Origin of the sequence: Agromyces atrinae (genome assembly GCF_013407835.1) — a bacterium.
Classification (GTDB): Bacteria; Actinomycetota; Actinomycetes; order Actinomycetales; family Microbacteriaceae; genus Agromyces; species Agromyces atrinae.
This window is the reverse complement of record NZ_JACCBI010000001.1, coordinates 2,948,544-2,970,228: the sequence shown is the minus strand read 5'-3', so window position 1 is coordinate 2,970,228 and position 21,685 is coordinate 2,948,544. Positions and strand designations below refer to the sequence as shown.

Annotated in this window: 25 protein-coding genes; 16 read left to right on the top strand and 9 right to left on the bottom strand. The window is 69.8% G+C overall.

Features of this window, described 5'->3' with window-relative positions:
• The first annotated feature begins 38 nt into the window (after positions 1-38).
• Together BJ972_RS13825 and BJ972_RS13820 are read left to right on the top strand one after the other, a co-directional pair.
• Positions 39-959 carry a phosphoribosylaminoimidazolesuccinocarboxamide synthase gene (locus BJ972_RS13825; RefSeq protein WP_129171879.1) on the top strand — a complete coding sequence of 307 codons (921 nt, stop codon included), beginning with the start codon at positions 39-41 and terminating at the stop codon, positions 957-959.
• Positions 960-1,267: 308 nt separating this feature from the next.
• Positions 1,268-2,104: a VOC family protein gene (locus BJ972_RS13820; RefSeq protein WP_129172612.1), complete on the top strand. Its 837-nt coding sequence runs from the start codon at positions 1,268-1,270 to the stop codon at positions 2,102-2,104.
• A gap of 37 nt (positions 2,105-2,141) precedes the next feature.
• Here the strand turns inward: BJ972_RS13820 and BJ972_RS13815 are convergent, their stop codons facing one another.
• The gene (locus BJ972_RS13815) at positions 2,142-2,780 is read right to left on the bottom strand and encodes a TetR/AcrR family transcriptional regulator (RefSeq protein ID WP_164989827.1); all 639 of its coding nucleotides are present in this window, start codon (positions 2,778-2,780) and stop codon (positions 2,142-2,144) included.
• 172 nt (positions 2,781-2,952) lie between these two features.
• On the opposite strand from BJ972_RS13815, the gene kynA reads away from it, so the two are divergent.
• The 3 genes from kynA to BJ972_RS13800 are packed head-to-tail and all read left to right on the top strand — an operon-like array spanning position 2,953 to position 6,036.
• Positions 2,953-3,807, top strand: a complete 855-nt coding sequence (gene kynA / locus BJ972_RS13810) for a tryptophan 2,3-dioxygenase (protein ID WP_129171883.1) — start codon at positions 2,953-2,955, stop codon at positions 3,805-3,807.
• Positions 3,808-3,811: 4 nt separating this feature from the next.
• Complete coding sequence (locus tag BJ972_RS13805) at positions 3,812-4,783, top strand: amidohydrolase family protein (RefSeq protein WP_129171885.1); 972 nt, start codon at positions 3,812-3,814, stop codon at positions 4,781-4,783.
• The gene (locus BJ972_RS13800; protein WP_129171887.1) at positions 4,780-6,036 is read left to right on the top strand and encodes a kynureninase; all 1,257 of its coding nucleotides are present in this window, start codon (positions 4,780-4,782) and stop codon (positions 6,034-6,036) included. The genes BJ972_RS13805 and BJ972_RS13800 overlap by 4 nt, the downstream gene beginning before the upstream one ends.
• A gap of 3 nt (positions 6,037-6,039) precedes the next feature.
• Here the strand turns inward: BJ972_RS13800 and BJ972_RS13795 are convergent, their stop codons facing one another.
• Both BJ972_RS13795 and BJ972_RS13790 read right to left on the bottom strand, forming a co-directional pair.
• Complete coding sequence (locus BJ972_RS13795; protein WP_129171889.1) at positions 6,040-7,527, bottom strand: DHA2 family efflux MFS transporter permease subunit; 1,488 nt, start codon at positions 7,525-7,527, stop codon at positions 6,040-6,042.
• Positions 7,528-7,529: 2 nt separating this feature from the next.
• Positions 7,530-8,129: a PadR family transcriptional regulator gene (locus BJ972_RS13790; protein ID WP_129171892.1), complete on the bottom strand. Its 600-nt coding sequence runs from the start codon at positions 8,127-8,129 to the stop codon at positions 7,530-7,532.
• A gap of 174 nt (positions 8,130-8,303) precedes the next feature.
• On the opposite strand from BJ972_RS13790, the gene purS reads away from it, so the two are divergent.
• The 4 genes from purS to BJ972_RS13770 all read left to right on the top strand — a co-directional run bounded on the left by purS (position 8,304) and on the right by BJ972_RS13770 (position 10,075).
• Entirely contained in the window at positions 8,304-8,570 is a 267-nt protein-coding gene (purS, locus tag BJ972_RS13785) for a phosphoribosylformylglycinamidine synthase subunit PurS (protein ID WP_179419951.1), read from the top strand.
• A complete protein-coding gene (purQ, locus tag BJ972_RS13780) occupies positions 8,570-9,268 on the top strand; it encodes a phosphoribosylformylglycinamidine synthase subunit PurQ (RefSeq protein WP_129171894.1) in 699 nt (232 codons plus the stop codon). The genes purS and purQ overlap by 1 nt, the downstream gene beginning before the upstream one ends.
• An 83-nt stretch (positions 9,269-9,351) precedes the next feature.
• Complete coding sequence (locus BJ972_RS13775; protein ID WP_164989828.1) at positions 9,352-9,525, top strand: hypothetical protein; 174 nt, start codon at positions 9,352-9,354, stop codon at positions 9,523-9,525.
• Positions 9,526-9,613: 88 nt separating this feature from the next.
• Complete coding sequence (locus BJ972_RS13770; RefSeq protein ID WP_129171896.1) at positions 9,614-10,075, top strand: DUF3817 domain-containing protein; 462 nt, start codon at positions 9,614-9,616, stop codon at positions 10,073-10,075.
• A gap of 16 nt (positions 10,076-10,091) precedes the next feature.
• Here the strand turns inward: BJ972_RS13770 and BJ972_RS13765 are convergent, their stop codons facing one another.
• Entirely contained in the window at positions 10,092-10,622 is a 531-nt protein-coding gene (locus tag BJ972_RS13765; RefSeq protein ID WP_129171898.1) for an adenine phosphoribosyltransferase, read from the bottom strand.
• Between the two features lie 210 nt (positions 10,623-10,832).
• Between BJ972_RS13765 and BJ972_RS13760 the strand changes: the two genes are divergently transcribed.
• The 6 genes from BJ972_RS13760 to BJ972_RS13735 all read left to right on the top strand — a co-directional run bounded on the left by BJ972_RS13760 (position 10,833) and on the right by BJ972_RS13735 (position 16,706).
• Positions 10,833-11,243 (top strand): Hsp20/alpha crystallin family protein, encoded by a 411-nt coding sequence (locus BJ972_RS13760; RefSeq protein WP_129171900.1) that lies wholly within the window; start codon positions 10,833-10,835, stop codon positions 11,241-11,243.
• A 125-nt stretch (positions 11,244-11,368) separates the two neighbouring features.
• Positions 11,369-13,684, top strand: a complete 2,316-nt coding sequence (purL, locus tag BJ972_RS13755; protein ID WP_129171902.1) for a phosphoribosylformylglycinamidine synthase subunit PurL — start codon at positions 11,369-11,371, stop codon at positions 13,682-13,684.
• A gap of 3 nt (positions 13,685-13,687) precedes the next feature.
• Positions 13,688-14,695, top strand: a complete 1,008-nt coding sequence (locus BJ972_RS13750) for a hypothetical protein (RefSeq protein ID WP_129171904.1) — start codon at positions 13,688-13,690, stop codon at positions 14,693-14,695.
• A 78-nt stretch (positions 14,696-14,773) separates the two neighbouring features.
• Complete coding sequence (locus tag BJ972_RS13745) at positions 14,774-15,319, top strand: OsmC family protein (RefSeq protein ID WP_129171906.1); 546 nt, start codon at positions 14,774-14,776, stop codon at positions 15,317-15,319.
• 116 nt (positions 15,320-15,435) lie between these two features.
• On the top strand, positions 15,436-16,041 hold the full coding sequence (locus BJ972_RS13740; RefSeq protein ID WP_129171908.1) for an SRPBCC family protein: 606 nt from the start codon (positions 15,436-15,438) through the stop codon (positions 16,039-16,041).
• Positions 16,038-16,706 (top strand): DUF4166 domain-containing protein, encoded by a 669-nt coding sequence (locus BJ972_RS13735; protein WP_129171910.1) that lies wholly within the window; start codon positions 16,038-16,040, stop codon positions 16,704-16,706. The genes BJ972_RS13740 and BJ972_RS13735 overlap by 4 nt, the downstream gene beginning before the upstream one ends.
• A 5-nt stretch (positions 16,707-16,711) precedes the next feature.
• On the opposite strand, the gene BJ972_RS13730 is transcribed toward BJ972_RS13735, so the two are convergent.
• From BJ972_RS13730 to BJ972_RS13715, 4 genes are all read right to left on the bottom strand, one after another.
• Positions 16,712-17,137: a type II toxin-antitoxin system VapC family toxin gene (locus BJ972_RS13730; protein ID WP_129171911.1), complete on the bottom strand. Its 426-nt coding sequence runs from the start codon at positions 17,135-17,137 to the stop codon at positions 16,712-16,714.
• A complete protein-coding gene (locus BJ972_RS13725; protein WP_129171913.1) occupies positions 17,134-17,370 on the bottom strand; it encodes a FitA-like ribbon-helix-helix domain-containing protein in 237 nt (78 codons plus the stop codon). Before BJ972_RS13725 ends, BJ972_RS13730 begins: the two co-directional genes overlap by 4 nt.
• A 111-nt stretch (positions 17,371-17,481) precedes the next feature.
• A complete protein-coding gene (locus tag BJ972_RS13720) occupies positions 17,482-18,984 on the bottom strand; it encodes an alpha-amylase (protein WP_129171915.1) in 1,503 nt (500 codons plus the stop codon).
• Positions 18,985-19,306: 322 nt separating this feature from the next.
• Positions 19,307-20,029 (bottom strand): hypothetical protein, encoded by a 723-nt coding sequence (locus BJ972_RS13715; RefSeq protein WP_129171917.1) that lies wholly within the window; start codon positions 20,027-20,029, stop codon positions 19,307-19,309.
• A gap of 245 nt (positions 20,030-20,274) precedes the next feature.
• Between BJ972_RS13715 and BJ972_RS13710 the strand changes: the two genes are divergently transcribed.
• On the top strand, positions 20,275-21,123 hold the full coding sequence (locus BJ972_RS13710) for a sulfurtransferase (RefSeq protein WP_129171919.1): 849 nt from the start codon (positions 20,275-20,277) through the stop codon (positions 21,121-21,123).
• 2 nt (positions 21,124-21,125) lie between these two features.
• On the opposite strand, the gene BJ972_RS13705 is transcribed toward BJ972_RS13710, so the two are convergent.
• Positions 21,126-21,671 (bottom strand): hypothetical protein, encoded by a 546-nt coding sequence (locus BJ972_RS13705; RefSeq protein WP_129171921.1) that lies wholly within the window; start codon positions 21,669-21,671, stop codon positions 21,126-21,128.
• Positions 21,672-21,685 lie beyond the last annotated feature (14 nt).

Below are 21,685 nucleotides of genomic sequence, written 5' to 3'. Positions count from 1 at the left end.
AACGGCGCATACCGCGCGCACGCGTCATCCGTAGACTGATGCCCGTGAGTGAATCCCTCGGCGGCTGGACCCACGTCTACTCGGGCAAGGTCCGCGACCTGTACGTTCCGACCGACTCGATGACCGACGACGACTCGTGGACGGGCGACCCGTTCCTCACGGCCCCCGCCGTGCTCGTCGTCGCGAGCGATCGCGTGAGCGCGTTCGACCACGTGCTCGAGCCCGGCATCCCCGGCAAGGGCGAACTGCTGACCGAGCTGAGCCTCTGGTGGTTCTCGCAGCTGTCGACCGTGCCGAACCACCTCGATCACGACGCCACCGGCGTGCCCGAGGTCCCGGCACCGTTCGTCGGCCGCTCGATGCTCGTGCGCCCCCTCGACATGTTCCCCGTCGAGTGTGTCGTGCGCGGCTACCTCACCGGATCGGGCTGGAAGGAGTACCGCCAGTCGCAGACCGTGTGCGGCATTCCGCTGCCCGCCGGCCTGCAGGACGGCGACCGCCTGCCCGAGCCGCTCTACACGCCCGCGTGGAAAGCGCCGATGGGCGAGCACGACGAGAACATCTCGTACGAGCGCACCGTGGAGCTCGTCGGAGAGGTCGTCGCCGAGCAGCTGCGCACCCTCTCGCTCGACATCTTCGCGCAGGCCTCGGCGATCGCTGCGGCGCGCGGCGTGATCCTCGCCGACACCAAGTTCGAGTTCGGCGCCGATCGCGAGACCGGCATCGTCACCCTCGGCGACGAGGTGCTCACGAGCGACTCGAGCCGCTTCTGGGATGCCCACGCCTACGCCGCGGGCGGCCCCGACCGGCTCGCGAGCTTCGACAAGCAGATCGTGCGCGACTGGCTCTCGGCCAACTGGGACGGCGACATCGAGCCGCCGACCCTGCCGAGCGAGATCGTCGAGAAGACGGCCGGCCGCTACCGCGAGCTCATCACGCGCCTCACGACGGGCGTCTGAGCCCGCGGGTCTCGCCCGCTCGCGTCATCCCCTCCCTTTCCCCCACGCAACCTCCCCTTTCGCGCGCCCTCTGTCCGCGCGCGACGGATAAGGAGAACGCGGGTGACGCGCCGCGTCGAGGCGTATGACACGCCGCAGGTGAGGCGGAATCTCCTTATCCGCCGACACGCCGGCGGGTGGCGAGTGGGGAAAAGGTGGGCGGATGACGCGGGCGCGGCGCACGGGAATATCGCGCGTCATCCGTGGTTATATTAGTTGTGACTACAACCAATGCGCCCCGTAACGACCTGCTGGCCGCCGACACCGGCATGGGTGCGGTGACCCTGCGCGTCGGCGACCTCGACCGCATGATCGCCTACTACCGCGACGGCGTCACCCTCGACGTGCTCAGCCACACCGGCCCCGTCGCAGTGCTCGGCCGCGGAACGACCCCCGTCGTCATCCTCGAGCACGCCCCCGAGCTGCGGAGCGCCGAACCGCGCAGCGCCGGGCTGTACCACACGGCCGTCCTGTTCCACTCGCAGGCCGCTCTCGCGACGGCGCTCTACTCGGTCGCGTCGCACTACCCCGGAACCTTCACGGGCAGCGCCGATCACCTCGTGAGCGAGGCGTTCTACTTCACCGACCCCGAGGGCAACGGCGTCGAGCTCTACGTCGACCGCGAGCGCTCGGCGTGGAGCTGGACCCACGGCCAGATCGACATGACGACGATCTTCCTCGACCCCAACGAGTACCTGCGCACGCACCTCGCGGGCGGAGCCGTGTCGGGCGATGCCGTCGTCGGTCACGTGCACCTCTCGGTGGGCGACATTGCGAGCGCGAAGCAGTTCTACGTCGATCGCCTCGGCTTCGAGACGACGTTCGCGATGGGCGACTCGGCGCTCTTCGTCTCGGCGGGCGGGTACCACCACCACATGGCGATGAACACGTGGGAGAGCCGGGGCGCCGGCCGCCGCGGACTCGCCCTCGGACTCGGCCGCGTCGAGATCGTCGTGCCGGGCAATGACGACCTCGGAGAACTCGGCGAGCGGATGACGCACTTCGGCGTTCCCGCCCGCGACGACGGCCGCACGCTCACGTTCGACGACCCGTGGGCCAACCAGGTGCTCGTCCGCGCAGCGGAGCAGGTGAGCACAGTCGCGTAGCGGAGCAGGCAGGCTCAGTCGCGTAGCGGAGTAGCCCCTACTCGGGCTGATGCACCATCGCGTGGTACCCGTCCATGTCCTGCCCGGGGCCGGGCAGTTCGGTCGCCCGCCCGGGCTCGGCGCGCAGTCCGTCGAGCACGATGCCGAGCTGGCGGCGCCAGAACGGCAGGTACGCCCCGCCGAACTGGGCGAGCGAGCCGATCATGCCGACGATGACGGTCAGGTCGACGCCGTCGACGTCGGTGCGCAGGGTGCCTTCGCGGTGGGCGCGCTCGACGAGTTCGGCGATCGGCTTCTCGAAGCGCGCCGCAGGACGGTAGTCGGGATCGATCTGCCCCATGCGCCGAAGGAGCGCGGGGATGCCGGGATCGGAGATCACCCACTGCGACAGTCGCTCGACGTAGACCTCGACTCCCCGCCATCCGCTGGGGGCGGCGAGGATCTCGTCGGCGAGGTCGTCGAGAGACTCGATCGCGCGGTCGTAGAGCTCGCGAACGAGATCGTCGCGGGAGGGAAAATGCCGGTACACGGTGCCGGCCCCGACGCCGGCACGAGTGGCAAGTTCATCGAGGGAGGCCTCGATGCCCTGTTCGGCGAAGAGAGTTTTCGCTTCGACGAGCAGTCGTTCATGATTTCGGCGGGCGTCGCGTCGGGTCGCGCCTCCTGCGGAGTGCATTCCCTTAGGGTACCTGACGGCGTATGATACGGACTGGCATCTCCGCTTTACCCGAAAGTACGGCGATGCTCGCATCGAGTCGCCCTGCCGTCCCATACGACCCCCAACCCGGGGGCGGCAGGGCGCCTCGCATTTCACAGGTGAAAGGTCAGACGCCCCGTAGGCTGAACGGGTGAGTGTCGATGAGAACACGCGGGATATCGAAGAGGGCGTCGTCACCGACCTGAGCGGTCGAATGAGTTACGGGGGCTACCTCGATCTCGACACGCTGCTGTCGGCTCAGAAGCCCGTCAGCGCGCCCGAGCACCATGACGAGCTGCTCTTCATCGTGCAGCACCAGACCACTGAGCTGTGGTTGAAGCTCGTGCTCCACGAGCTCGAGAGCGCGTGCGCTCTGCTGCGTTCCGATCAGCTCGCTCCCGCGCTCAAGCGCATCGCGCGGGTCAAGCACATCCAGCGCACGCTGACCGAGCAGTGGTCGGTGCTCGCGACCCTGACCCCCACCGAGTACGCCGAGTTCCGCGGTTACCTCGGCTCGTCGAGCGGCTTCCAGTCGTATCAGTACCGCGCCGTCGAGTTCCTCCTCGGCAACAAGAACGAGCGCATGCTGACGGTCTTCGAGAGCGAGCCCGGCGCGCACGAGCTGCTCTCGAATCTGCTCGCGGCCCCCACCATCTATGACGAGTTCCTGCGCTACCTCGCTCGCGCGGGCTACCCGATCCCGACCGAGGTGCTCGAGCGCGACGTCACGCGGGCCTGGACCTTCCGCGAGGACCTCGTGCCCGTCTTCACGGCGATCTACGCCGACGCCGACGCGAACTGGTCGGCGTACGAGACGTGCGAAGAGCTCGTCGACCTCGAGGACAACTTCCAGCTCTGGCGGTTCCGTCACCTGAAGACGGTCGCGCGCATCATCGGCCACAAGCCGGGCACGGGCGGCTCGAGCGGCGTGCCGTTCCTGCAGCGCGCCCTCGATCTCACGTTCTTCCCCGAGCTCTTCGCGGTGCGCACCGAGATCGGACGATGACGTCGTGAATCGGGTCGACCTCGGCGACGAAGCCCGGAGCGTGCGTCGTTCGCTCGCCGGTGAACACGCGGGCGAGACGGGCACCCGGTTGCCGCCGTTCATCGACCACCACGTGCACCTCGCGCTCGTCGATCCGTCGGGTCTCGGCGCGCACGGCATCGCGGGCGTCGTCGATCTCGGCGCGAACCCGGCGACGATCAGCCGCTTCGCGGAGTCCGCGGGGCGCGCTCGCGTCGCTTACGCGGGCGCCTTCCTCACCGCACCGGGCGGGTACCCCGTGGGGCGATCCTGGCTGCCCGAGGGAGCCGCCCGCGAGATCACGCCCACGACGTCATCCCCCGCCGACGCGCTTCCCGACGCGGCGCGCATCGCGGTCGACGAGCAGGCGGCCTTCGGGGCGAGCGTCATCAAGGTCACGCTGAACTCCGACGGGCCCGTCCTCGACCTCGACACGCTCCGAGCGATCGTCGCTGCGGCGCGCATCCACGACCTGCCGGTCGCCGCCCACGTCGAGGGCGAGGGGATGACGCGGCTCGCGCTCGACGCCGAGATCGACGCCCTCGTCCACACGCCGTGGACCGAACACGTGCCGTCGAGCCTCATCGCCCGCGCCGCCGCACGCCAGGTCTGGATCTCGACCCTCGCGATCCACGAGGGCGCAGGCCGCGACACCGCCCTCGACAATCTGAGCCGCTTCCGCGAGGCGGGCGGCCGCGTCGTCTACGGCACCGACCTCGGCAACGGCGACTTGCCCGTCGGCGTGAACGCCGTCGAGATCGCGGCGCTCCAGGATGCCGGTTTCGGCGCCCGCGGCATCCTCGCCGCCCTCGTCGACCCGTGGCCCGCCGCCGCCCAGCCCGACGACGGCATCGCCACGTTCGTACCCGGGCCGCGACCCACCGCACCCACCGATCTGCCCGCGTGGCTCGCGCGCTCCTGCGTCGTGCCCGTCGAAGACCTCGAGGAGATCCGATGACCGACACCTCTCGCGACCACGCCGCCCGACTCGATGCGGCCGACCCGCTCGCCTCGCACCGCTCGCGCTTCTTCGGCGCCGACGGCGCGGGCGCCGCGCTCGACGCACCTGCGGGCACCCCGCTCGCCTACTTCGACGGCAACTCCCTCGGGCGACCGCTCAGTGCGAGCATCACCCGCATCGAGCTCTTCCTCCGCGAGCAGTGGGGCACGCGCCTCATCCGCGGCTGGGACGAGCAGTGGATGGAGCTGCCGTTCGTCATCGGCGACGACCTGGGCCGCGCAGCCCTCGGTGCGGCCGCCGGTCAGACCGTCATCGGCGACTCGACGACGGTTCTGCTCTACAAGCTGTGCCGCGCGGCCGTCGACGCGGCCGGCCCCGATCGCCGCGTGATCGTCGTCGACCGCGACAACTTCCCGACCGATCGCTACGTGCTCGAGGGCATCGCGGCCGAGCGCGGCATGACGCTCCGCTGGATCGACGTCGACACGTCGGCCGGCGTCACGGCCGAGCAGGTCGAGGCCGCGGTGGGCGACGACACCGCCCTCGTCGTGCTGAGCCAGGTGGCGTACCGTTCGGGCCACCTCGCCGACGTGCCGCGCATCACCGAGATCGTGCACGCGGCCGGAGCCCTCGTGCTGTGGGACCTCTGCCACTCGGCCGGCGCCGTGCCGGTCGACCTCGATGCCTGGAACGTCGACCTCGCCGTCGGCTGCACCTACAAGTACCTCAACGGCGGCCCGGGCTCCCCCGCATTCGCCTACGTGCGCCGCGACCTGCAGCAGACGTTGGCCCAGCCGATCCAGGGCTGGATGGGCACCGCCGACGTGTTCGCCATGGGTCCCGAGTACACGCCCGCCGCCGGGATCCGTCGATTCATCAGCGGTACTCCGCCGGTCGTCGGCATGCTCGCCATGCGCGACACCATCGCGCTCATCGAGGAGGTCGGCATCACCGCGATCCGCGAGAAGTCGATCGCCCTCACCGAGTACGCGCTCGCCCTCTCGGCCGAGTGGCTCGCCCCGCTCGGCGTCGAGGTCGCGTCGCCGACGGATGCCGCCGAGCGCGGTGGTCACGTGACGCTGAGCCACCCGGCGATGCGCGAGGTGACCGCGCGGCTCTGGGCCGACGACGTCATCCCCGACTACCGCGACCCGCACGGGCTGCGCATCGGACTGTCGCCCCTGTCGACGAGTTTCGACGAGGTCTGGCTCGGCATGCGCGCCGTGCGCGACACGCTCACCGCGCTCTGAGCCCTACCCCTCGGCGGCGACCGGAGCCGCGGGCGTCGGGGCACCCCACGCGACGGTCTGCTTCGGCTTCGCGAAGAACAGCACGACGAGGGCTCCGACGACGAAGGCGATGATCGGCAGGATGAGCGACTGACCCATCGCGGCGCTGAAGCCCGCGGCGGCTTCGGCCGGGAGCGCCCCGCCCTGCTCGGCGGCACCCGTGTCGAAGCCGGGAAGCTCGGCGGCGAGGCGCGAGTTGAGGAGCGCGGCGATCGCGGCCGAGCCGAACACCGAACCGACCTGGCGGGTCATGTTGTAGACGCCGGAGCCGGCACCCGCGAGGGCGGGCGGCAGGTTGCGGGTCGCCGTCGTCGCGAGCGGCGCCCAGAGCCCCGACATCCCGAGACCGAGGAAGGCGGCCGGGATGAGGAGCAGCCAGAACGGCGAGTCGGGCGTGAGGAGCGTCGCCATCCACGAGAGGGATGCCGCGACGACGAGGAACCCCGTGAACGCGATCCAGCGCGGGTTGACGCGGTCGGCGAGCTTGCCGACGAGCGGCGAGGCGATACCGGTGACGACCGCCATCGGCGCGAGCATGAGGGCCGCCTGGGTCGGCTCGAGGCCACGGCCGACCTGGTAGTAGAACGCGAGCGGGAGCGGCATGGCGACGATCGCGAGGCCGAGCACCGTGATCGCGGCGTTCGAGAGGGCGAAGTTACGGTCACGGAAGAGGCCGAGCGGCAGGAGCGGCTCGGCGCGGTTGAAGCGCTGCCACACGACGAAGCCGACGAGCACGACGAGACCCGTGATGATGAGGCCCCACACCGAGATCGGGCCGACGATCGTGCCCCATTCGAACGTCTCGCCCTCCTGGATCCCGAAGATCACGAGGAAGAGGCCGACGGCGCTCAGCACGACGCCGAGCCAGTCGAAGCGGTGCGCGTGCGTCGTGAGGTTCGGCACGAGACGCACCGCGAGGATGAACGCGACGATGCCGACGGGCACGTTCACGAAGAAGATCCACTCCCACCCGAGCGAGTCGACGAGCAGTCCGCCGAGGATCGGGCCGACGAGCGTCGCGACACCCGCGACGGCACCCCAGAGACCCATCGCCGCGCCGCGCTTGTCGGGCGGGAAGATGCGCGTGATGACCGACATCGTCTGCGGCGTCATGAGCGCGGCGCCGAGGCCCTGCACGGCGCGAGCCGCGATGAGCATGCCGATGTCACCGGCGAAGCCGCACCACAGCGACGCGAGCGTGAAGATGACGAGGCCGACGAGGTACACGCGCTTCGGGCCGAAACGGTCGCCGAGACGGCCCGTGATGAGCAGCGGCACGGCGTAGGCGAGCAGGTACGCACTTGTCACCCAGATGACGGCCGTGATGTCGGTGTCGAGGTCGCGCAGGATCGCGGGGTTCGCGATCGACACGATCGTCGAGTCGACGAGGATCATGAAGAAGCCGATGACGAGCGCCCAGAGGGCGGGCCAGGGGCGGGTGACGTTCTCCATCGTTACTTCTCTCTTCCGGCGAGCAGGTCGCCGTCGGTACGCCACGGGATGTCGCCCGAGGAGATCTGGTCACGCGTCGTCCTGACCCACGCCGCTTCGGCGAGGAGCATGGTGCGCGTGTAGTCGACGTTGAGGATCCAGCGTCGTTCGACGCCGGACTCCTCGAGGGGGCCCGGAAGGTGCGCGTCGATGTACGACACGACCTCGTCGAGCGAACGGAGTCGCGCGGTGAGGAGATCGATGACCTCGGCGCGCGGCAGATTGTGGGCCTCGCCGATCGCGAGGGAGAACTGCGGGAACTCGTTGACGTGCTCGCCGAGCATCGCGGCGATCCTCGCCCGGAGCGCATCGTGACCCGCGGCGGTGATCGCGTAGAGCGTGCGTTCGGGACGGTTGCCCTCGCGCTCGGTGCCCTCGGCGACGATGAGACCGTCGGCATCGAGGCGCTCGATGGCGCGGTAGAGCGTGCCGGCGCTGAGCTTCACGACCTTGTCCTCGTGGCGCTTGATCAACAGTTGGTACATCTCGTAGGGGTGCATCGCGCGCTCGGCGAGGAGCGCGAGGGCTGCGACGGCGAGGGGGGCGATGGTACGAGGGGGCATGCGGCTTTCACGACGTGACGGGGAGGGTGTGGTTATTCCGGTCGGAATATTACGCCGGGAATACCTGGGATGCAAGGCGGTCGGGGCGGCGCCGCACCCGCGCGAACCGCGCGGGCTCCCGTGACCGGTAGAATCGGCGTCATCCCCTTGCCCCGTACCGGACGGAGAAACTCGGTGCCCACGATCACGGTCGACGTCATGCCCAAGGCCGAACTGCTCGACCCGCAGGGGAAGGCCGTCGCCGGCGCCCTCGCGCGCACCGGCCACACTGCCATCAGCGGCGTGCGTATCGGCAAGCGCTTCGAACTCACGGTCGACGGACCGATCGACGACGCCGTGCGCGCCGAGGTCGAGAAGCTCGCCGACGAGGTGCTGTCGAACTCCGTCATCGAAGACGTCGTGGGCATCCACTACGAGACCGCCGCAGGCGAGACCCACTGATGCGCATCGGCGTCATCACCTTCCCGGGCTCGCTCGACGATCGCGACGCCCAGCGCGCCGTTCGTCTCGCCGGCGCCGAGCCCGTCGCCCTGTGGCACGGCTCGCACGACCTCGAAGGCGTCGACGCCCTCGTGCTGCCCGGAGGGTTCAGCTACGGCGACTACCTCCGCGCGGGCGCGATCGCGAGCCTGTCGCCGATCATGACCGAGGTCGTGGATGCCGCGAACAAGGGCCTTCCCGTGCTCGGAATCTGCAACGGGTTCCAGATGCTCGCCGAAGCGCACCTTGTCGAGGGTGGCCTCGTGCGCAACGACCACGGCTCGTTCGTCTGCCGCGATCAGGTGCTGCGCGTCGAGAACACGTCGACCGACTGGACCAATGCGTTCGACGACGGCCAGGAGATCACGATCCCGCTGAAGAACGGCGAGGGCGGATTCATCGCGTCCGCCGAGACGCTCGATCGACTCGAGGGCGAGGGCCTCGTCGCCTTCCGCTACGTCGGCGTGAACCCGAACGGGTCGCTCCGCGACATCGCGGGCGTGACGAACGCGCGCGGAAACGTCGTGGGCCTCATGCCGCACCCCGAGCACGCGGTCGAGCCGGGCTTCGGCCCCGACACCGACGTCGCCATGCGTTCGGGCGTCGACGGCCTCGGGTTCTTCTCGAGCGTCATCCGCAGCTCGCTCGTCGAGGCGTAGGCGCAGCGAACCTCCGGGTCGCACCGAGGGTGCGCAGGGGTCGTTCATAGGTCGCGCAGAGGGTGCGCGTCGACCATCGTTCCGTGAGGCGGACGCCTCGAAGGAGGAACGATGACCACGACATCCGAGCACGCCACGACGCCGCTCCCCGCGGGGCCGACGGCTGCACCCGCGACAGCCCCGACGACGGCGTTCGCGGCGGCACCGGCGGCACCGGCACCGGCACGACGGATGACGGCAGCGGGTCGAACACGTAGGGGCCTCGGCCGCCCCGGACTCCCAGGGCTTCGTCAGCAGTCGCACGGTTAGCCTGGAGGCTCACGCCTGAGACCCCGCCGGAGCCCCATGACGCCCCAGATCTTCTTCCGTACTGTCGCGATCGCGGAGGCGATCACGTGGACCCTGCTCCTCACGGGCATGTTCCTCAAGTACATCGCCGAGGTCGGCGACTGGGGTGTCGCGATCGGCGGCGGGATCCACGGATTCGTGTTCCTCGTCTACGCCGTCTCGGTCGTCTTCGTGGGCGTCAACCAGCGCTGGAGGATCGGCACGATCATCGTCGGTCTGTTCTCGGCCGTCATCCCGTATGCGACGATCCCGTTCGACATCTGGGCCGACCGCACCGGGCGTCTCGCCGGCGGATGGCGCCGCGAGGCGACCGATCACCCGCGCGACGGATCGTTCGTCAACGTGACGCTGCGCTTCGTGCTGCGGCACCCGGTCATCGTCGGTGCGATCGTCGCGGTCGGCGTCGTGGTCGTGTTCTCGGCGCTGCTCGTCATCGGCCCGCCCGGCGGCAAGGCCTGACGACGGGGCGGCCCGGCTACGCGTTCAGCAGGCTGAAGACCTCGTAGTCGGAGAGCACCTGGCGGCCGGGGAGGTCGTTGAGTTCGAGCGCGAACGCCATGCCGGTGACGTGCCACCCGGCTCGTTCGACGAGCCGCGCCGCAGCACCCGCCGTGCCGCCCGTCGCGAGCAGGTCGTCGACGATGAGCACTCGAGACCCCGCGGGCAGCTGGCCGGCGTGCACCTCGAGGCGCGCCTCGCCGTACTCGAGCGCGTAGCTCTCGCCGATCGTGTTGCGCGGCAGCTTGCCGGCCTTCCGCACCGTGAGCACGCCCTTGCCGCAGACGGCGGAGGCCGCGCCCGCGAGGAGGAAGCCGCGGGCCTCGAGGCCGCCGATGTAGTCGAAGCGCCCCTCGAAGGGAGCGACGAGCGCTTCAGCGAGCGCCATGAGGGCCGGGCCGTCGGCGAAGACGGGCGTCAGGTCGCGGAAGAGGATGCCCGGCGACGGGAAGTCGGGGATGAGCTCGATGAGGTCGTGCACGCGCTCAGCGGCGCTCGGAGTGTTCACCGATACAGGCTACGCGCCTCCGTGCCGCGGACGGCTCGTGAGGGGTCAGTAGATGCGCCTCCGGGCGTTCGTTTCGTCCAACTACTGACTCCTCACCAGCACCCCGCGATGGATTGGCACTCTCCGGCGAGAGTGCTAATATCTTCATAGTTGAGTCACATCGACTCAACTACACGCACTCAGAGATAACGACAGGAAAGGACACCGACGATGACCCGCACCTACGACCCCTTCCGTGACCTCGCCTCCGCTCTCGTCGAGGGTCGCCGAGGCCCGCGCAGCATTGCCATGGACCTCTACCGCGACGGCGACCACTACGTGCTGACGGCCGACCTTCCCGGCATCGATCCGGGATCGGTCGACATCGACGTCGACGGCCAGCTCCTCACGATCCGCGCCGAGCGCACGCTCGCCGCAGGAGACGGGGTGAAGTGGCTCACGCGCGAGCGCGAGGCCGGAACGTTCCTCCGTCAGTTGAGCCTCGGCCAGGGCATCGACACGGAGAAGATCTCGGCCAACTACACGAACGGCGTCCTGAGCGTGACGATCCCCGTCAGCGAGAAGGCCAAGCCGCGCAAGATCGAGATCTCGACCGATCAGCCGCAGCCGATCACCGTCTGATCGGCCCGTAGGGCAGGATGCCGCGTGCGCTCGTCGCACGCGGCATCCACTGTCTCCGGCCCCGGTAGACTCGGTGGGTCAGGCATCCGCTCGAGCACTCGTCTCGTCGCCACTCTGGAGCATTCGTGACCACCCCTCCCGCAGCGCAGACCGTACCCGTCCCCGACACCGTCGAGAACGCGAAGGCGACACCCGAGAAGGAGCAGCCCTACGGCGCCCTCGGGTTGAAGCCCGACGAGTACGAGCAGATCAAGAAGATCCTCGGCCGTCGCCCCACGTCGGGCGAGCTCGCCATGTACTCGGTGATGTGGAGCGAGCACTGCTCGTACAAGTCGTCGAAGCGCTACCTCCGCCAGTTCGGCGAGAAGGTCTCGCCCGACATGAAGAAGAACCTCATGGTCGGCATGGGCGAGAACGCGGGCGTCATCGATGTCGGCGAGGGCTGGGCCGTGACCTTCAAGATCGAGTCGCACAACCACCCGAGCTACATCGAGCCCTTCCAGGGCGCCGCGACCGGCGTCGGCGGCATCGTGCGCGACATCATCTCGATGGGCGCCCGCCCCGTCGCCGTCATGGACGCGCTGCGCTTCGGCGCCATCGACGACCCCGACACCGCACGCGTCGTGCACGGCGTCGTCTCGGGCATCTCGTTCTACGGCAACTGCCTCGGCCTGCCGAACATCGGCGGCGAGACCTGGTTCGACTCGGTCTACCAGGCCAACCCGCTCGTCAACGCCCTCGCGGTCGGCGTGCTGCGCCACGAAGACCTGCACCTCGCCAACGCCCGCGGCGTCGGCAACAAGGTCGTGCTCTTCGGCGCCCGCACGGGTGGCGACGGCATCGGCGGAGCATCGATCCTGGCCTCCGACTCGTTCGACGAGGGCGGCCCCACGAAGCGTCCCGCCGTCCAGGTCGGCGACCCGTTCGCCGAGAAGGTGCTCATCGAGTGCTGCCTCGAGCTCTACCGCGGCGACCTCGTCGAGGGCATCCAAGACCTCGGCGCGGCCGGCATCTCGTGCGCGACGTCGGAGCTCGCCTCCAACGGCGACGGCGGCATGAAGATCACGCTCGACAACGTGCTGCTGCGCGACCCGTCGCTCACCGCCGAAGAGATCCTGATGTCGGAGAGCCAGGAGCGCATGATGGCGATCGTGCACCCCGACAAGCTCGAGGGCTTCCTCGCCGTCACCGCCAAGTGGGACGTCGAGACGAGCGTGCTCGGCGAGGTCACCGACACCGGCCGCCTCGTCATCGACTGGCACGGCCAGGAGATCGTGAACGTCGACCCGCGCACCGTCGCCGTCGACGGCCCGGTCTACGACCGCCCCGTCGCCTACCCCGCGTGGATCGACGCACTGCAGGCCGACTCGGCCTCAGCTCTCCCCCGGGATGCCGCTGAGCTGCGTTCGCAGTTCCTCGCACTGCTCGGTTCGCCGAACCTCGCTGACGCCTCGTGGGTGACGAGCCAGTACGACAAATACGTGCTCGGCAACACGGCGCTCTCGTACCCCGACGACGCGGGCATGATCCGTGTCGACGAGGAGTCGGGTCTCGGCGTCTCGATCGCGACCGACGCGAACGGCCGCTACTGCCAGCTCGACCCCAAGGCCGGCGCGCAGCTCGCCCTCGCCGAGGCGTACCGCAACGTCGCCGCGACCGGTGCGGTTCCCGCCGCCGTCTCCGACTGCCTGAACTTCGGCAGCCCCGAGAACCCCGAGGTCATGTGGCAGTTCGCCCAGGCCGTCGAGGGTCTCGCCGACGCGTGCCTCGAGCTCGAGATCCCCGTCACGGGCGGCAACGTGTCGTTCTACAACCAGACCGGCGACGTGCCGATCCACCCGACGCCCGTCGTCGCCGTGCTCGGTGTCATCGACGACGTCGCCCGCCGCGTGCCCTCGGGCTGGCAGGACGACGGACACAACATCTACCTGCTCGGCACCACCGCGCTCGAGCTCGACGGTTCGGCCTGGGCCGGCGTCGTCCACGACCACCTCGGCGGTCGCCCGCCGGCGGTCGATCTCGCGGGAGAGAAGAAGCTCGCGGAACTGCTGCACGCGGCATCCATCGAGGGTCTCATCGACTCGGCGCACGACCTCTCCGACGGCGGCCTCGCGGCCGCCCTCGCCGAGAGCGTCTCGCGCTTCGGCGTGGGCGCACGCGTCTTCCTCGGCGAGGTGCTCGAGCGCGACGGCATCGACGCGACGACGGCGCTCTTCTCGGAGTCGCAGGGGCGCGTCATCGTCTCGGTTCCCCGCGAGGACGACGTCAAGTTCCGTGGCCTCTGCGACGGACGCGGCTACACGGTCGCCCGCATCGGCGTCACGGATGCCGCGAGCGAGTCGCTCGAGGTGCAGGACCTGTTCACGGTATCGATCGACGAGCTGCGCGGCGTGAACCGCGCGCCCCTCGCCGACGCGTTCGGTCCTGTCGTCGGGTACTGAGTCGTGCCACGCACGTTCGGCCCGAGCATCGCGGGGCGGATCGGCGTGTTCGTCGTGGGGTCGCTCGTGTCGGCGGCACTCATCATCTGGCTCGTGTTCCCGCTGCTCGACGATCTCGTGCGCCTGCGCGGTGACGCACGTCCGCTGACCGCGATCGCGCTCATCACCGTGACGACGGCGTTCTTCGCCGCCCAGGCGTTCTGGTTCGGATACCTCCGCGTCGTCGTGACCGACGACCTCGTCGAGGTGCGCCGGGGCGGGAAGGCCGTGCACACGTGGCCGCGCGCATCGACGACATTCGGCTCGTACGTCGTGCGGCAGTCGACCAACGGCATCCCCTCGGGTGCGACGCGCACACTCATCGCGGCGAACGAGGGCGGCGAGACGCGGATTCCGCTCGGCGGGTACTCGGCGGCGACGTTCTCGGCCCTCATCGCGCTCCTCCGCCCGATCGAGACCGACACCGCGCCGACCGACGCCGATGAGGCGAGGATCGCCGCGGGCAGCAGCACGTCGACCCAGTTCCGTCCTGATTCGTCGAAGCTGCGGAAGCGCGGCGCCATCCTGCTCTGGGTGCTCGTCGCCGCCGTCGTCGTCACGGCGCTCGTCGCGTTCGCGCTCATCGAGAGCGACCCGATCACCGCGATCGTCGTGGGGTCGGCCGTGCCGCTCATCCTCATCGTCGGTCTCGTCGTCGTCGGCATCTCGCAGAGCCGCATCAACCGCCGGGTGCCGAACCTCATCACGGTCGGCTCGACGGCGATCATCGTCGACGAGCACACCTTCCCGTACGACTCGGTGCGGAGCATCCGCCTCACGCCCCCGACGTACACGAACAGCGCGCGGCGCCTCGAGGTCGTCGAGGAGTCGGGCCGTCGTCACCGTTACCTCCTCGGCATGAACAGCTCGTCGCCCGTCGCCGACTTCCTGCCGACCTACCCCGATCTCGTGCGTGCGGTCGCCTCCGCGGCATCCCGTCGCCCCGGACTCGTCGCGTACGACCTCGCGTAGGGGTCGACCGCGACGGTGCATTGCGGCGGATGACGCGGGCCGGTGCGATCTCGGCATGGCGGCGCTAGCGTGCTCGGCATGACCCTTACTGACGCTCCCACCATTCCCGCTTCGACCGCCGACGAGCGGGCCCGCCGACTCACCGAGGCCGGAGCCGCCTGGGGTGAACGCATCGCCGCGAACCCCTCCACCGCCGACCTCACCTACACAGTGACGGGTCGGGGCGCTGGCTCCGTCGCGAGCGAGATCCGTGCGGGCAAGCACCGTTTCATCGTCGACGAGCCCGCCGCCCTCGCCGGTGACGACGTCGCCGCGAGCCCCGTGGAGTTCGCGCTCGGCGCCCTCATCTCGTGCCAGATCGTCGTCTACCGTCTGTACGCGCAGGCGCTCGGCATCGTCGTCGACGACATCTCGATCGAGGCACAGGGCGACCTCAACGTGACGAAGCTCTTCGGCATCGACGAGTCGGGTCGCGCCGGCTTCTCGGGCGTGCGACTCGTCGTCTCGCTCACGGGCCCCGAGTCGGCCGAACGCTACGACGAGTTGCGCGCCGCGGTCGACGAGCACTGCCCCGTCCTCGATCTGTTCGCGAACCCCGTGCCGGTGAGCGTCTCACTCGCCTGACTCTCCACCCCGCGAGTTGCCGCGAACGCACCGTGCGGGGCGCCCGCGACGGGGCATTCGTGGCAACTCGCAGGGTTCGGCACCCGGGCGGCTCCGAATCGGGGCAAGCTTGAGGGATGACCCGCGCCATCTATGTCGAGATCGAGATCGCCGCCGACATCGATCGCGTCTGGGAGCTCACGCAGACCCCTGACCTGCACACCCGGTGGGACCTCCGCTTCTCGCGCATCGCCCCGAGCGGCGAGCTCGACGGCGGCGGGTACCGCTTCGACTACGAACGGCGGATGCCGGGCCACACGCTCCGCGGCACGGGAACGTCGCTCGGCGAACGCGTCCGCCCCGACGGCACCCGCACCTCGGCGCTGCGGTTCACGACGCGCGACCGGCTGTCTCCGCTCGGCGACGGCCGCGGGTACTGGCGCTACGTTCCGACGGAGTCGGGCACGCGCTTCATCACCGGCTTCGACTACACCCCAGGGTGGGGCCGGTTCGCCGACGCCCTCGTCGTGCGACGACTCATCGGCTGGATGACGGCGTGGAGTTTCGACCGCCTGCGCATCTGGGCCGAGACCGGGGCCGAACCGGAACGCTCGCCGCTGTCATCCGTCGTCGCGTTCTGGCGGGCCGATCGACCCCGCGCCGCGCGCACCCGACGCGCCCCGAGGCGGGGCCGGGCGATGGATGACGCGCCGGCGACGCTCGACCGATTGGCGGCACCGTGACCTCGATCTTCGCGACGGCCCTCGGCGACGACTTCGCGCGCCTGCACCCGATGATGCAGAAGCGATTCGGTGTCGGCCTCGACTCGGGCTACGCGTGCATCGGCAGAGGAACGATGGCGAGCGTGCGGCGCGGGCCGTGGTGGACGGTGCCGTTCCTGCAGTTCGGGCGGTTGCGCAACATCCTCGTTCCGGATGTCGGTCAGGACGTGCCGTTCCGCATCGAGAACTATCCCTACCGGGACCCGTTCGGTCGCGAGACGGTCACGTTCGTGCGCGAGTACCAAGTCGGGCGACGACCGAGCCGATTCGACGCGACCATGGTGCTCGCCGAGGGGGGCGTGCTCGACTACCTCGGCACCCATCAGCATCTCGCCGTCGACCTCGACCTGCGGGTCGGGGATGACGGTTCGCTGCTGCTGCGCTCGGAGGCGCAGCGCTTCTACGCGGGGCCGCTCGCCTTCCGCTTCCCGATGCTGTTCAGCGGGTACGCCGATCTGCGCGAGTGGTACGACGACGAGGCCGAGTGTTTCCGCGTGCGCCTCGAGGTGACCAACCGGCGCTTCGGCTTCCTCTTCGGCTACACCGGCTCGTTCACGTGCGAGTTCGTCGAGGCCCACGATGCTCCGGCGAGACTGAAGCCCCGGCGACACGAACGCCGGGAGTAGCCGGGTCAGGGCTGCGCGACCGTCCAGGGGTCGATGAGCTCGAGATCGAGGTGCTCGAAGTCGCGCGTGTTGCGGGTCGCGAGAACGCCGCGCTGAGAGTGTGCGATCGCTGCGATCTGCGCATCCGCCCCGGAGATCGGGCGGCCTCGCGCATCGCGCGTCGTCACGACGTCGGCGTAAGTCGTCGCGGCTCGCTCGTCGAAGGGAAGGATGCGACCGCGGAAGAGGTCGAGGGCCTGATCGACTCCGCGTCGGATCTCGCGGCGCCGCGCTCCGTCGGGGAGTCGCATCACTCCGAGCCGGAGCTCCGCCACCGTGATGGCCGTCGTCGTCACATCGATCGCCGTCTGCGCGTCGAGCCACTCGCGAACCGCCCGCGAGGGTTCCGGCCGGAGGAACTCGGAGATCACGTTCGTGTCGAGGACGATCATGCGAGGTCAGCGCTGCGCGGACGCTCGGCGCGCGCGGGGATCTCGAGCGGTTCGAGGCCGCCGAGTATGGCTTCGAGTCTGCTTCCGAGCGCATTCCTGCCGGAGTCGGACGCCACGGCGGCGTCGAGGATCGCACGCACTTCGGCCTCCGTCGATCGGCCGTTCTCGGCAGCACGGACACGCAGCCGCGCCTTCGTGACCTCGTCGAGCCCGCGAACCGTGATTGTCGCCATCATCACCACCTGACAGCAATGCTATCAGTGCTCTCAGACGAGAACGGATGCCGCGGGGAGACATCACCCGCGGCATCCGTGGTTCTCGTGCCGGATGCGGCCGTGCCGAACTCAGCCGGCGAGCGCGCCGACGTGCAGGGCGACAGCACCCTCGCTCGGCACGGTCAGCGTGACCTGACCACCGGAGACGGTCACGGTGTCGCCCGTCCACGCGCCGCCGGCGTTCTCACCGGTGATGACGTTGACGTACTCGCCGTCGGGGAGGCTCGTCGAGAAGGTCTCGGTGAACTCGCCGCCGGTGTTGATCGCGACGAAGCCGGCGTCTCCGCGTCCGAAGGCGATGGCACTGCCCCCGTTCGTCCAGGCGTCGGTGATCTCGGTGCCGTACGTCTCGACGCGGAAGCCGACCATGTTGGCGATGTCGCGCTTCGCGTGCGTGAAGGTCCAGTTGCCCTGGCCCTGAACGGGGTCGACGACGCGGCCCGATCCATCGGTCACGGGGCCTTCGTCCTTGCCGCCGAACTCGTAGCCGGAGTGAACCGAGGGCGATCCGTAGTTCCATGCGAGTGTGAAGATCTGGGCGAGGTCGTAGCGCGCGCCGTCCTTGTAGCTCAGCGTCTCGCCGTTGCGCTCGGTGTCATGGTTGTCGACGAAGACCGCGGCGTGCGAGTTGTCGAGGAACCCATTCCATCCGGCACCGATGCCGCCGCCCTCGACGAGACCGGCGATGTCGCCGGAGCCGAAGCGATCCTTGAGGGTGCGGGCGAACGAGAACTCGTGGATGTCGCCGTAGGCGAGGTACTCCTCGGGCTGGATCGGCTCGTTCGCGCGGATGACCTCCTGCACGATGTAGAGGGAGTCACGGTTCTCGACCTTCGAGAGGATGCCCGACATGTCCTCCGACGAGATGTGCTTCACCGCATCGAAGCGGAACCCGGCGACGCCGAGCCCGATGAGCGTGTTGAGGTATCCGGCGATCTGGCCTTGAACGTAATCGGAGCCCGTGTCGAGGTCGGCGAGGTTCACGAGGTTGCAGTTCTGCACGTCGCCGCGATCCTGGTAGTTCGTGATGTCCTTCCGGCAGTCGTGGAAGTCGTTCGAGCCGTAGAGTCCCGGGTAGTCGTAGTGGCCGAACGAGGTTCCCGCCCACCCGACACCGCCGGCCGACTGGCCCGACATGTGGTTGATGACGGCATCGACGATGACGCCGACTCCGGCCTGCCGGCACGTCTCGACCATGCTCGCGAACTCGGCCTCGGTGCCCATGCGGCTCTCGAGGTCGTAGCTCACCGGCTGGTAGTAGGTCCACCACTGCGGGCCCTGCACGTGCTCCTGCGGTGGCGAGGTCTGAACGAAACCGTATCCGGCGGGACCGAGCGTGTTCGTGCACTCGTCGGCGATCGCGTTCCAGGTGTACGAGAAGAGCACGGCGATCGTGTCCTTCGGGCCGGGCGCCGCGGCGTGCGCCGGGGTGGCGGGCGCGGTCGTCGCGGCTGCGGCGACGAGGATGCCGGCGGCGAGTGCCGCGCACCCGGCAAGGAAGCGCCGCCGCGGAGGTCGCTCGGCGGGAGTGGTGTCGATGGTCGCCGTGTCGGCGGAATGTGCGGTGGTCATGGGGCGCTCCTTCGCGTCGATGAATGCACGATCCGGGCGGCGCCATGGGCGCCAGCCGTCGATCGAGGGCCACGGTAGGCGCGTCGAGCGAGCGTCGCAAGCGCTTGCAGATCAGGCGATGCGGGTCGTCGATGCGTCGTTCATCGCCGCATGCTCGGCTCGGAGCGCAGCAGGAGAGGGATGAGAGCGGTTGCACGATTACCCCCGAACGGGGGTGAACCGCTTTCCTGGCAATCGGCTCCGAGCCAGGTCATTGAAGCGTGCTATCGCGTGCTCCCGACGAGGTCGACGACGGAGCCGACGACGCTCGATGTCGGCTCGCTCAGCGCGTGCCGATGGCCGTGAGGACGACGGTAACGATCGTTCCCGCGAAGACGAGCGCTCCCGCGGCGATGCCGATGCCGAGCCAGACGCCCCACGGCAGACGGGTCTTGAGGCGTGCTCCGTCCGCTCCCACGTCGCCCGGCGCCGCGACCGAGCCGAGCGGCTGCGCCGCCCGTTCGTCGACGTACCGATCGGTGCGGGTCAGGGCCTTCGCGCCGAGCGTCTCGCGAATGCGCTCGAACCGCTGCCACGTCGCGGGATTCGACAGGTCGAAGCCGCCGGGGCGGAAGACGATGAGGCGATCGTCGCGCACCTCGACATCCATGTCGCCGGTCTCGTCGATGAGCAGCGCCATGAGGTCGGGGGTGAACACGTAGAGCGCGTCGCGCTCGTAGCCCTTCGGCACGAAGAGCCGGAAGTGCGAGTTGAAGTCGCCCTCGAGGTCGAGTCGTTGGTCTCGTCTTGGGCGCACGAGCATGCCGCGGCCGTTCGACCGCCCATCGAGCACCATGTGCGGCAGGCGGCGCGGGAGCGTGATCGCCAGATAGCCGAGGTTGACGCTCCGCTGAGGTGTGCTGATGCTCACGCGCTTGGTCACGGTCACGCGACCCCGCTGTTCGACCGTCTCGACGCGACGATCTCCGCCCGTGATGCGGCCGGCCTCCCAGCCGATGCCGCTCACCCGATCGCGCACGACGCCGTGTGCGACCTTCTCCCACATGCCCTCGCGGGCGGGCAGCTCGGTGGTCGCGGCATACGACCAGCCCTGGGCGGCAGCGAATTCGGGCAGTGATCGGATGTCGTCGATGATGTTCCCCCTGCTGCGCGCGGTGCGTCTCCGGCCGTCATCCCCGGGCGGTCGGTCGCAGCCCCAGCCTATCGAGCGCTCTGTTACGGCCGTGGGCGGCGATGACGGTGGCGTCGACTATCGTCGCAAGTCCCCGCCCACGCGAGAGAGGCACCGCCATGAGCACCGACCGCACCGCTGAGATCCTCATCTCCCCCGACGCCCTCGCCGCGGCGATCGGCAGCGACGACGCTCCCGTCGTGCTCGATGTGCGCTGGCGACTCGACAAGCCCGACGGTCGTGACGACCACGCCGCCGGCCACATTCCCGGCGCGGTATACGTCGACCTCGACGGCGAGCTCGCCGAGCACGGAGAGCCGACCGACGGACGTCATCCGCTGCCGTCGACCGAGCACCTGCAGGCGGCGGCCCGTCGCTGGGGCGTCTCGCAGGGCAACTCCGTCGTCGTGACGGACGACCTCAACGCCATGTCGGCCGCCCGCGCGTGGTGGCTGCTGCGCGCCGCGGGCGTCGCCGACGTCCGCATCCTCGACGGCGGCTTGCGCGCGTGGCGTGCCGCGGGGCTTCCGCTCGAGGAGGGCGCCGTCGAACCCGTCGAGGGAGACGTCGTGCTCCGATCGGGCGGGCTGCCGACCGTCGACATCGACGGCGCTGCGGTGTTCCCCGAGACCGGCGTCCTCATCGACGCTCGCGCGGGCGAACGCTACCGCGGAGAGGTCGAGCCGATCGATCCGCGAGCCGGTCACATCCCCGGAGCGGTCAACCGCCCGACGGGCGCCAACCTCGTCTCGGGCGGCGGCTTCAAGGCCGCCGACGACCTGCGCGCGGAGTTCGAAGCCCTCGGCGTGACCGACGACACCCCGGTCGCGGTCTACTGCGGCTCGGGCGTCACCGCGGCGCACCAGATCGCCGCGCTCGCCATCGCCGGTTTCGACGCGACCCTCTACCCGGGCTCGTGGAGCCAGTGGTCGAACCACCCCGACCGACCGGTCGCGACGACCGACTGAGCTCACGCGCCGCCGGGCGGGTGCGCGAGCAGGTCGACGCGGTCGGCGAGGTACGCCTCGAGCGGCACGAGAGCGGACGACGCGCTCCAGCGCACCATCACGGCCGACGCCTCGACCGTGAGCGGACCGGCCGTGCCGCTCGTGGCGAGCTCACCGAGGTCGATCGGTACGGCGTCGAAGTCGACCGACTCGCCCTCGGCGAACGGCCCGCGTGCAGCGGCCGCGCTCAGGGCGCGGCGCTGCTCGGCCGAGAGCGACGGCACGTTGATGCGCTTCGGCATGACTGCGCGCGTCACTGCACCCGCTTCGTAGAGCGTTCCGTCGACGGCGAGCAGCAGCACACCGAGGCGCCACACCCGACCGAGTGCACGCATGCGCGGCGGCCGCGTGATGCCGAGCACGCGACGCTCGGGCAGCAGCTCGCCGAGCGCCTCATCGCGGGCACCCGCCGCCGAGAGTTCGGCGACGGCGCGGGCGATGCTCGCGCGTGCAGCAGCGACCGCATCACTGTGGGCGCGGGCCTCGCTGCCGTCATCCGCTTCGGTCACGAGACGAGCCTACG